The sequence below is a fragment of the Pontiella sp. genome (assembly GCF_041622395.1).
Classification (GTDB): domain Bacteria; phylum Verrucomicrobiota; class Kiritimatiellia; order Kiritimatiellales; family Pontiellaceae; genus Pontiella.
Genome location: NZ_JBFJYW010000109.1, coordinates 1 through 10821, shown reverse-complemented (window position 1 = coordinate 10821; position 10821 = coordinate 1). Strand labels below are relative to the sequence as shown.

The window sequence follows — 10821 nt, the reverse complement described above, 5'->3', positions numbered from 1 at the left end:
GTGCGCGACGGCGACGACGCGAGCTGCCTGAATTTGAACCGGGCGCGGACGCCGCGTTTGCTGGGGGTTGATCCGTCGGCGATGTCGGGGCGCGGCGCGTTTTGCGCGGACGAGGATGTGTGGTCCTTGCTAAACGTCCGGTTGCCGGACGGGATGGTTCCGGCGCTGGTGGGCGATTCGGACACGGCGATGTGGGGGCTCGAAGCCAAGACCGGCATCGAGTCGGGCGATCTGCTCGACTATGTCGACGAAGCCGGGAATGCGTTCCGGGTGAAACTGGTGGGCAAGTTGCCGATGCGGCTTTCGGTATTCCAGGGAACGCTGCTCATCTCGGAAAAGGATTTTGCGGCGAAGTTTCCGGGAGAGGAAGGCTACCGCATGTTCCTCATGGACGAGCCGCCGGCGGCGCGGAAGCACGAGCGCGCGGGGCTGGATGTGGTTCCGGCGACGGAGCGGCTGCTGGAGTTCTATGCGGTGGAATCGACCTATTTGGCCATGTTCCTGGTGTTGGGCGCGCTGGGGCTGGCGGTCGGCAGTTTGGGCATGGGCGTGACGGTGCTGCGCAACGTGCAGGATCGGCGCGCGGAAACCGCGCTGCTGCGGGCGGTGGGCTTCCGGGATGCGCATCTGCGCAAACTGCTCGCCATCGAGCATGGGGTGCTGATGCTGGCCGGATTGGCGGTCGGGATCGGTTCGGCGGCGGTGGCGATGGTTCCGGCGCTGTTCATCACCAAGACGCAGGCCTCGCCCGGATTCTTGCTGGCGCTACTGCTTTTCGTGGTGGTCTGCGGCGCGGGCTGCATGGCCGCCGCCATCGGCCTTGCCCTTAGAGGCGATGCCTTATGCGGACTCAGAAACGAGTGAGCCGACCAGCTCGAGGATTTTGGGAACATCGGCGCGGGTGACGCCGGAAAGCCAGATTTTCTGCGGGTAGATCATGATGTTCGGCCCGGCGTCGCAGACCCCCAGGCAGCTGGCCTCGGAGACGCGCACCGCGGATTTCCACCCCCGTTGCTTCACCTCGTCCTTCAGGATGGTTTTCAGGTCCGGGTTGTCGCCGTCGCCGCACGATTTCCGTTGGTCGCCGCGCGTTTTGGTGCAGACGAACAAATGGGCCTGGTAGGGGGCTTGCTGGGTTTTCATGGCGGGTTCTCCTGAAACAATGGTATGGCGATAAAGATTACCGGGAATGCGTTGGGATGGAAGACAAATGCCGCGGCATTTCGCCCAGCACCCCCGAACGGCGGAAGCGCGAAAGGCCGGACCGCGGTTTCTGTGCGGTTGACCTCTCCTGCCGGCCGGAGTAGGGTACGTCAAACACGCGGTGAATCATGGATGCGTGATGGGTTATCCGTTTTGGGGGGACTGCATGTTCCGTACGTTGCTGAAGAAAAATGTAGAGAATGAGCCCGCGCCGCCGGTTGGCGTTTCGGACGTGGTCTTCTGCGTTTTCGACGAGAAGCGGCGTGTGCACCACCACTTCCATTCGGAGCGGCGGCTGCTTGCCGAGCCGGACCTCTTCCCGCTGTTGGACGATCCGACGGCGGCCTTTGAGAGCGGTCTTTTGGCGGCGGCGTTCGCCTCCCGCAAGCCCGCATCGTTCTCGCTCTCCTATGGCGCGGGGTGGATGAAGCATCTCCATGTTTTGCCCTACGAACGCAAATGGGGCAAATGGCGTTTTGCCTGCGTGCAGCTTTCCGTTGCGCCTCCGGATCCGGACGGTCCGGCCGAGGCGGCCGCGCCGGCGGACGATCGCATCGGCTACTTGTTGGTCGATCCGGCCGGCACCATTCGAGCCGCCGGGTCCAAGGTGCCCAAGGATTTCGGATATTCCTCGGAGATGCTCGTCGGCCTGTCGTTGGGCGATCTTTTTGCCGAGGCCGACCGGGGGATTATCGAGACGAGTTCCGCCGACGCCAATGAAGCGATCCACGGTTGCGTATTGCATGGCCTGTGCGGTTCCCGGTGCGACGTGGAAGTGAAAAAGTACCGGGCGCCGGACCATCTGGCGCTCTATGCCGTTTGCGATGTTTCCCGCCCGCAGTTTTTCGCGGAAGAGCTCTCGCAGGTGGCCACGCGCGAACGACGGCGTATTGGCCAAGACCTGCACGACTCGATCGGCCAGTTGCTCACGGGCATCAGCTTGTTGAGCCGTTCGCTGGCCAACGGGCTCCAGCGCGAAGGCAATCCGGCCGACGTCGACGCGGTGCAGATTTCCGAGCTGGCCGACGACGCCAGCAACCAGATCCGGCAGATTTCCCGCGGGCTGATGACCTCCGACGTGGTTCAGCGCGGCTTTTTCGCGGCGTTGAGGGAGCTGGCGCGCGTCACCAGGGAAAGCTGCGGCCTGCGGTGCGAGGTGCAGATCGACGAATCGCTCGAGTTTGCCGATGGGGCCGTCGAAACCCATCTGTTCCGGATCGCCCAGGAAGCGGTCAACAATGCCGTTCGCCATTCCGGAGCCACGTTGGTGGAAATCCTGCTGACGAAACCCAATCGCAGGCCCCGGCTGACCATCCGCGATAACGGGCGCTGGAGAAACATCATGGAGAACGGCGGCGGCATCGGGATGAAGACCATGCAGTACCGCGCTTCCGCGATCAACGGCCAGCTGAGCATCACGCAGGCGGAGAACGGCGGCACGCAACTGATCTGTCGTATGGAAGTGGACGAACCAGTGGAAACCAAGGCATAGGATTATGGCGAGCGCAGAGCCCCCCCCCAGGCAGCCCGTGGCAAAGAAAAGAAAGGTTTATCTGGTCGATGACCATCCCATCGTGCGCCAAGGGTTGATCAAGCTGATCGAGCAGGAGGCGGGCCTGGAGGTCTGCGGAGAAGCCGGCAGCGTGAGCGAGGCGCTGGTTGAGATCCAGCAAAAGGCCCCGGACGTGGTGCTGGTGGATATTTCGCTCGAGAATTCCAACGGCCTCGAACTGATCAAGACCATCGACGACCTCGGGTTGCAGATCCCGACGCTGGTCTTGTCGATGCACGACGAATCGCTCTATGCCGAACACGCCCTGAAGACGGGGGCCAGCGGCTATGTCATGAAACAGGCCGCGGCCACGACCCTGATCCAGGCCATCGAAAAGGTTTTGGACGGTGAAATCTACGTGAGTAAGACGATGTCTTCGCAAATGTTAAAGATGGCTTTTCGCAAAAGCGGGGAAAAACAGCGGAGTGGAGCCGACGCGCTGAGTTTGCGCGAACTCGAAGTTTTCGAGTTGATCGGCCGCGGAAACTCGACCCGCGAAATTGCCGAGCAACTCAGCCTGAGCATCAAGACCATCGAAACCTACCGCGCCCACATCAAAGACAAGCTCCAGTTGCGCAGTGGTACCGAGCTGATGCAGCGCGCCATCCACTGGGTTGAAAACGAGTCGCATCGATCGTCCTGATCGAAATCCACCAAACCCCATTAAACAAAGGCTATTCTCTTCGCACGGAAGAAATGGCCTTTTTTTGCGCTCCCCGGATTCATCGGGGCGGCTCCGATGGGGCATCGGGGATCCCCCGATAGGCCGTCTTCGGGTTCCCCCGAGTTCGGCGCCGGGGATTGTTCCATGGTTCTTTCAGCGATTGCCCGTCTTGTGGATTTCGTCGGGGTGCGCAATCCTCTCGGTAGATGCGGAGTTGCGGGGGTCTGAGCGGGGCGGCGCGAAACAAAGACCAAGGGATCTATCAAAGAATCGAATGATGGCGCAAGGGATTTGGCACGGCAGGTGCTTTAAACGGGAACCGATGCTCGAAGAAGGGTTTAAAAGGAGAAACCAATGATGACATATGGAGAAAAGCTAACCGTAGTATCCCTGGCGGGAGCGATCGCACTTGTTGCGATCGGCCCCATGGCGGCCGTGGCCCAACAGAATAACGCGGAAGCGGAAGCGCAAATCATTGAAGCGGACGAGGAACTTGCGACCTCCGAATTCGTTACCATCAATGTGAAGGACGCCAACATCTCCGAGGTGTTGAAGGCCTATTCGTTGCAGACCGGGCAGAGCATCGTGGTGGGACCCGATGTGGTTTCCGAAAGCGTCAACGTTCGCTTGAACAATATCCCGTGGGAAGAGGCACTCGACGTCATCCTGAAACCCTACGGCTTCGGCTATCGCGTGGTGGGCGACACCATCGTGATCAGCAAACTCGAAAACATTGTGACGGTCGAGGGGATCGAGCCGCTGATGACCAAGGTTTTCAAGCTCAGATATATCGATGCCTACGACATCATGGATATCTGCTCCGCGCAGCTGTCGGGGCGCGGTAAATTCACCATCCTGCAAACCAAGAGCATGCCCGGGTGGGAGTTTGGCGGGGAAGGCACCGGCGGAGCCGCCGTCGAATCCGGCATTCGCGCCCGTCGCGAAACGCAGGAAGAGATCAAGAAGAGCAAAACCCTCGTCATTACCGACGTTCCTTCCTCCATCACCAAGATCGACAAGCTGATTGCGGAAGTCGATATGCTTCCGGCCCAGGTCATGATCGAATCCAAGTTCATCGAGCTCACCAGCGATGCCGGCTCGCAGATCGGGCTCGATTATTTCGGGGCGATTGAAAACGTCAATTCATACAGCGGCGTATCCAGTTCGCTCGAGCCGACGACGCTGACCGATCTCGACCGGATCCTGAACACCACCACGGGCTATCCGGACCCGCTCTCCATGGGGGCCGCAGGCAGCCTTTCGCAGGATTCCGGCCTGCATCTCTCGCACACCATCCTCGGCGATTCCGGCTTCGAACTCCTCTTCAACATGATTGCCCAGGACGATTCGGCCAACGTGCTCTCCGCACCGAAACTGTTGACCGTCAACAACCAGGAAGCCGCTCTGCTGGTGGGCTCGAAGTATCCGATCATCGAGTCGAGCAACAATAGCGGCGGCGGCTCGAGCTCCACCACGTCCACCCGGCTGGACTACTACGAAAACATCGGGATCCAGCTCAACGTCATCCCGCAGGTTTGCGACGACGACTACATCAACATGATCGTGCATCCGGCCGTCAGCGAAATCTCGACCTTCGCCTCCAGCCGCGTCTATTCCGGTTCCGATTCGGCCTCCGGCACCGACTATCCGGTACTGCGCATCCGTGAAGCCGAAACCCAAGTGATGATCAAAAGCGGCAATGTGGCGGTGATCGGCGGGCTGCAGGAAGAACGCGATACGGTAACGATCGAAAAGATTCCGCTGCTCAGCGACATCCCCTTCCTGGGGCGTCTGTTCCGCAATGAAACCCTCCGCAAGGAAAAGGTGGACCTGCTGATCTTCATCAAGGCCACCATTGTGGACAACGACGCCCACGCCATCGATTCCGCCTCGAAGGTCGAAAACTACGAAGCCCGAGTGAACATGGACATCACCAAGAAGCTGCGGGCGGAAAAGGTGCTGGCCGTTGAAACGGAAGCCACCCAGGTCGAGGCCGCCAAAACCGCCAACACGGAAATCCTGGAGCTGGTCAAGCAGATGGATGGAACGCCGGCGCCTGCCGCGGTTTCCACGAACAGTGTTCCAGTCAACTAACGGGCCCGCCCCCGGTCCGGGCCTCGGCCCGGATCCAAATAAGTTTTAAACGATAGGAAAGCAAGGAATGATCACCGACCAACTCAGTGAAATGATGATCCGCAGCGGACGCGTTGGCACGTCGGAGCTTGAAAAAGCGCTGACCATCCAAGAGCAAACCGGGCGTATCCTCACCGATATTCTCATCGAGGAACAGTTGGCCTCGCCGGCCGATATCGCGATGACGTATTCCGAGTTGCTCAATATTCCCTACCTGGACCTCGGCGAAGAGTTCCATCTCCAGCGCGACGAATACGACATGATTCCCGAATCCGTCGCCCGTCGCTACTGCCTGATTCCCCTCACCAAGGAAGAGGGGGTCTCCCTTACGCTGGTCATGAAGAACCCGCTCGACATGGACGCGGTCGATACCGTCCGCTCGCTCACCACCCTCGAGATCCACAAGGCCGTCAGCACCGAAGACAAGATCAACGCGATCATCGACAAGTGCTACAAGGAAGAGGCCTACGTAGAGGCGAGTTTGCAGGACATCGTCGATGTCGAGGCCCTGGCCAACGAATCCGAATTCGAAACCAATCTGGGCGATGTCGACCAGTTGCTGGTTCACGCCAACGACGCGCCCGTGGTCCGCTACGTCAACCTGCTGCTGATGGAGGCCATCCGCGACGGCGCCTCGGATATCCATTTCGAGCCCGGCGAAAACAGCTGTTCCGTCCGCCTGCGCGTGGATGGCACGTTGCATCTGGTCACTCCGCCGCCGAAATCGCTCTATCAGGCCATCATCACCCGCATCAAGATTCTTTCGGAGATGGATATCGCCGAGCGGCGCCTGCCGTTGGACGGCCGTTTCAAGTTCAAGTTTTCCGGGCGCGTCATCGATGTGCGTGTTTCCTCGATGCCGCTGGTCTTTGGCGAAAAGGTCGTGATGCGCATTCTCGACAAGCAAAGCCTGGTGCTGGATCTCGAGGACATCGGTTTCGAAGGCAAAAGCCTGAAGCGCTTCCACGAAATCCTGGGCATGCCGAATGGAATCGTGCTGCTGACGGGACCGACCGGAAGCGGTAAAACCACCACCCTTTACAGTGCGCTGGGCATCCTGAAAAGCCCGACGCGCAACGTGCAGACGGTCGAGGACCCGGTCGAATATTTGATCGAAGGCATCAACCAGATGCCCGTGCGGCCGAAGATCGGCCTGACCTTCGCGGAATGTCTGCGCCACATTCTGCGCCAGGACCCCGACGCCGTGATGATCGGGGAAATCCGCGATTCGGAAACCGCCGAGATCGCCATGCGCGCCTCGCTCACGGGGCACATCGTACTCAGTACGCTGCATACGAACGATGCCACCTCGTCGTTCAGCCGGCTGCGCGACATCGGCATTCCGTCCTACCTGACGGCGGCCACCATGCGGCTGGTTATTGCCCAGCGCCTGGTCAAGACGATTTGCCCGAACTGCAAGGCCCCGTATCAACCCGACGCCGCCGAGATGGAATGGGTCAAGCCCGTCTTTCCCGATGCCGAAAGCTGGCCGTTCATGCATGGCAAAGGCTGCAACAATTGCCGCAAGAGCGGCATGAAGGGACGGCGCGCCATCTTCGAGTTCCTCGAGGTGACGCCCGCCATCCGCGAGCTCGTCCATACGGAAGCGGACGATATGGCCCTGCGCCGCAAGGCGATCGAGGGCGGCATGCAGACCCTTGCCGAAAACGCGTTCCAGCGCGTCCGCGAGGGGCAGACGACGATCAGCGAAGCCATCACCAAGTGCGTGGCTGATTAAAAGGATTCTGAAATGCCGACATTTAGCTACATTGCGAAAAACAAGGATGGCCAGGATGTACGCTCGTCACTGGACGCCGCAACGCGTCTGGACGCGCTGGAGGCGCTGCGCAAGAAAGGGCTGACCGTGGTCGACCTCTTCAGCGTCGAACCCAAGCCCGCCGCGGGCGCCGCAAAGAAGACCGCCGCGCCCAAGCCGGCCCCGGCGGCCGACAAAACCAAGAAGTCCTTCTCGTTTTCATCCAAGGTCAAGATGACCGACCTGGCGGTATACTGCCGCCAGCTGGCGATCTCCGTGAATGCGGGGGTGCCGCTGCGCGATGCCATCGAAGGCATTGGCATGGAGCTGGAGCATCCCGTGCTCAAGCGCGTCAGCAAGGACATGGTCGACCGCCTGCACGAAGGCAAGAGTTTTTCCGAAGTGGTCGCCATGCATCCGAAGGTGTTCAACGAAATGTTCGTGGGGCTGGTGAAGGTGGCCGAGGAATCCGGCAAGTTGCCGTCGACCCTCCAGCAGTTGGCGGCCTATCTTGAAAAGGCCGATCGTCTCCAGCGCCGCATCAAGGCGATGGCGGCCTATCCGGTTTTCATCGGCATCTTTTTCATTGTCGTCTGCCTGATCATGACGCTGTTCATCCTGCCGCAGTTCACCGACATTTTTTCGGGCTTCGGTTCCGACCTGCCAGTGTTTACGCGGTTGGTCTTTTCGGTCAACCAGTTTTTTGTGGATAACTTCCTGATGCTCGTCATCGGCACGGCGATCGTGGTATCCGGTCTGGTCTTCTACGGGAAGACGCCGACCGGTTCGTATCGCAAGGACCAGCTCAAGCTCAGCATGCCGTATGCCGGAAGCTGCCTGAAAAAATACATCCTGGCGCGCTTCTGCCGCAGCATGGCCATCATGGTGCAGAGCGGAGTGCCGATCTCCAATGCCCTGGAAATCTGCGCGCAGGCCACCGGCAACCAACTGCTCAAGCGCAACGTGCTCGGCGCCCGCGAAATGATCATGACCGGAAACCGCATCGCCGCCAGCCTGGAAAAATCCGGGATCTTCCCGGGGCTGATCGTCCGCATGGTGGGGGTCGGCGAGGACTCCGGCCAGTTGCCGGAGGTGCTCAACAATGTTTCGGAGCTGTACGAAGACCAGGTCGAGGTCTCGATCATGACCTCGATGGCGTTGTTCGAGCCGATGGTCATCATCGTCTTCGGCGCCTTCATCCTGATTTTGATCCTGGCGATCTACATGCCGATCTTCTCGGTCTCGATGAGTGTCAAGTAAACTGATTGGAAGGAGGGTGGTGCAATAGAAGCATGTGGTTATATGTAAAAAGAAATTGTTCGAGAGTAAGTAAAGGGCGGGTTGGGGTACCCGCAGTCAGTAAGGAAACCAACAAGTAACAAGGAGAAGCAAACATGAAGACAAGAAAGCAAAACAAAGCCGGTTTCACATTGGTGGAACTGATGGTCGTAGCAATTATCGTCGCCATTCTGGCGGCCGTTGCCATCCCGATGATGTCGGGCAACAAGAAGCGTGCAATGGGCACCGAAGCCGAAGCCGGCATCGGAACCATTCTGTCGTCGGCTCGGGTCTATTTGGCCGAGCATGACCAGTATCCGGCTACGTTGGCGAATCTCAACATGATTTCCTCGACCGACCTGGATGGCCAGTTCTTCGACTATGTCGACTATTCCTTCACGGGGACGTCTTCCAATACCTACACCATCGCATGCACCGGCACGGCTACGAGCGGGCGCGGCGACGATGAAGGCAAGTCCGTCGGCATGGCTGTGACGCTTGACGAAGACGGCATCTGGACCCGCAACTACTAAGTTGCTCCTCTGGCAGGCAGGCCACGGGGCCTGCCTTGCCAAGCATCTTTTGAAAAGAAACAGAACAATACGAGTCCGGATTGGAACGAAGAGGCGAATATGGTTGCGGCCGAATCCATCAAAAACAGGGAAAACATTGCGGGGATCAACATTGCCGATGGCGTTGTTAGCGCGGCGCGCATCGTGCGGCGGGGCCGCCGGAAGATCGCGTTGACGCATGCCGGGTGGATGGAGTACGCCCCCGATGCCTCGGACGAAGAGATCATCCAGGTGATCCGCAAGTTGTGGAAGAAGACGCTCATGCCGACGCGGTCCGTCTGCATGGGGCTGCAGACCCGCTCGCTTTGCCTTAAATATTTCAAATATCCGGACCTCGCCCCGCGCGAGCTGACTTCCGCGCTCCATCTCGAAGCCGAAGAAACGCTGCAGCTCCCGCCGGATGAAATCGTGTTGGACTGGCATCTCAACCGCCCGAAAAACGATCCCTATACCCAACTGGGCGAATCCCTCCAGGGCATTCTGGTGGCCGTGGCCAAAAAAGAAGTCAACCGCCAACTCAACCTGTTGAAAAAAGCGGGGCTCTTCCCGGTGCTGACCGATGTCGGCTGCACGTCGCTCTGCAATCTCTTTCTCGCGTTGCGCGGCGAAAAGGTCAACGTCGACAACGCGGTGTGCGTGGTGAACCTCTCGCGCTACAACGCCGACATCTCGATCCTCTACAACGACCACTATATCTATCCGCGCACCATTATTTCCCGCTCGGCCGAGTGGTCGACCAAACTGCAGTACCTGATCGAAAACATTTCCGACGCCCTGCTCTATTACCACGTGAAGGTCGACAAGACGCCGGTGACCCAGCTCGTGCTGACCGGCTTCGTGCCCGACGATCCCGAATTCGTGGCCCAGATCCACGACACGATCGGCCTGCCCACGGAAGTCTGGAGCCCGCTGAAGGACGCAAATTTTTCCATTGCGCACAGCATCAAGTCGTCGAAAAACAACAATGTAATCTCCCCGCTGATGACGACCAGCCTGGGTCTTGGACTAAGGAATACATAGGCAATGAAGAACGAAGGAATAAGCAACGAGACTGTTCGGCGGGAGATCCCCCGGACCCCCGGAATCCTCCTGACGGAGTCCGGATGCTACCCAGGGGAAAACCATGGCTGCTGACTATCGCATAAATTTGGCAAAGGAGCTGACCAGTTCGTTCGAGATGCGCCAGCGTTTCTATACCGGCATGCACCTCTATCTGGGGCTGTGCTTCGCGCTGCTGGTGTTGGTGGGCTATCTCGCGACCGTCAACGTCATCAGCTGGATGACGAACCGGAACGAGCGGCGCGAGTTGGTTGCATCGGCCTCGCGCATCCCGGGGATCGACTATTCGAGTTTCAAGGATCCCGACAAGCTCTACCGGGACCTGAATGCCTATTCCGGCCAGCTCGCATCGCTTCGCCGTTCGCTGGCGGGCCGGCCGCAGCTGCTGCCGGTCATCCACAATCTTTTTCTCGATCTCCCCGAGTCGGTCTCGCTCCAGTCGCTCTCCGCAGAGGATGGGAAGTTGCTGTTCGGGTTGGTGATGCCCCCGGCTTCGGAAGAGGGCGGCGATCCCGTCCGCGAGTTGCGGACCGCATGGGAAAGCAACAAAGAACTGATGAAGCGCGTGGCCAGCATCCGCCCCCTGACGGGCGAGCGGCAGACC

At 59.4% G+C, this 10821-nt stretch carries 10 protein-coding genes; 9 read left to right on the top strand and 1 reads right to left on the bottom strand.

Annotated features, from left to right (window positions below):
* Positions 1-864 (top strand): FtsX-like permease family protein (locus ABYO54_RS07995; protein WP_372807726.1); only part of this gene is annotated, 864 nt, incomplete at its 5' end.
* Here the strand turns inward: ABYO54_RS07995 and ABYO54_RS07990 are convergent.
* A complete protein-coding gene (locus ABYO54_RS07990; RefSeq protein WP_372807725.1) occupies positions 841-1143 on the bottom strand; it encodes a ferredoxin in 303 nt (100 codons plus the stop codon). The genes ABYO54_RS07995 and ABYO54_RS07990 overlap by 24 nt on opposite strands.
* A gap of 226 nt (positions 1144-1369) precedes the next feature.
* On the opposite strand from ABYO54_RS07990, the gene ABYO54_RS07985 reads away from it, so the two are divergent.
* The 8 genes from ABYO54_RS07985 to ABYO54_RS07950 form a co-directional block, all read left to right on the top strand.
* Positions 1370-2695 (top strand): sensor histidine kinase, encoded by a 1326-nt coding sequence (locus tag ABYO54_RS07985; RefSeq protein WP_372807724.1) that lies wholly within the window; start codon positions 1370-1372, stop codon positions 2693-2695.
* Between the two features lie 37 nt (positions 2696-2732).
* Entirely contained in the window at positions 2733-3398 is a 666-nt protein-coding gene (locus tag ABYO54_RS07980) for a response regulator (protein WP_372807723.1), read from the top strand.
* 375 nt (positions 3399-3773) lie between these two features.
* Positions 3774-5513: a secretin and TonB N-terminal domain-containing protein gene (locus ABYO54_RS07975; protein ID WP_372807722.1), complete on the top strand. Its 1740-nt coding sequence runs from the start codon at positions 3774-3776 to the stop codon at positions 5511-5513.
* A gap of 67 nt (positions 5514-5580) precedes the next feature.
* A complete protein-coding gene (locus tag ABYO54_RS07970; RefSeq protein ID WP_372807721.1) occupies positions 5581-7290 on the top strand; it encodes a GspE/PulE family protein in 1710 nt (569 codons plus the stop codon).
* 12 nt (positions 7291-7302) lie between these two features.
* Complete coding sequence (locus ABYO54_RS07965; protein ID WP_372807720.1) at positions 7303-8568, top strand: type II secretion system F family protein; 1266 nt, start codon at positions 7303-7305, stop codon at positions 8566-8568.
* A 134-nt stretch (positions 8569-8702) separates the two neighbouring features.
* Positions 8703-9119, top strand: coding sequence for a type IV pilin protein (locus ABYO54_RS07960; RefSeq protein ID WP_372807719.1), 417 nt, complete (start codon positions 8703-8705; stop codon positions 9117-9119).
* Positions 9120-9218: 99 nt separating this feature from the next.
* A complete protein-coding gene (gene pilM, locus ABYO54_RS07955) occupies positions 9219-10178 on the top strand; it encodes a type IV pilus biogenesis protein PilM (RefSeq protein WP_372807718.1) in 960 nt (319 codons plus the stop codon).
* Positions 10179-10281: 103 nt separating this feature from the next.
* Positions 10282-10821 (top strand): hypothetical protein (locus ABYO54_RS07950; protein WP_372807717.1); only part of this gene is annotated, 540 nt, incomplete at its 3' end.

Coding starts and splice junctions, on each gene's coding strand:
- ABYO54_RS07990 (WP_372807725.1), bottom strand. CDS start 1,143: ATGAAAACCCAGCAAGCCCCCTACCAGGCCCATTTGTTCGTCTGCACC.
- ABYO54_RS07985 (WP_372807724.1), top strand. CDS start 1,370: ATGTTCCGTACGTTGCTGAAGAAAAATGTAGAGAATGAGCCCGCGCCG.
- ABYO54_RS07975 (WP_372807722.1), top strand. CDS start 3,774: ATGATGACATATGGAGAAAAGCTAACCGTAGTATCCCTGGCGGGAGCG.
- ABYO54_RS07970 (WP_372807721.1), top strand. CDS start 5,581: ATGATCACCGACCAACTCAGTGAAATGATGATCCGCAGCGGACGCGTT.
- ABYO54_RS07965 (WP_372807720.1), top strand. CDS start 7,303: ATGCCGACATTTAGCTACATTGCGAAAAACAAGGATGGCCAGGATGTA.
- ABYO54_RS07960 (WP_372807719.1), top strand. CDS start 8,703: ATGAAGACAAGAAAGCAAAACAAAGCCGGTTTCACATTGGTGGAACTG.
- pilM (WP_372807718.1), top strand. CDS start 9,219: ATGGTTGCGGCCGAATCCATCAAAAACAGGGAAAACATTGCGGGGATC.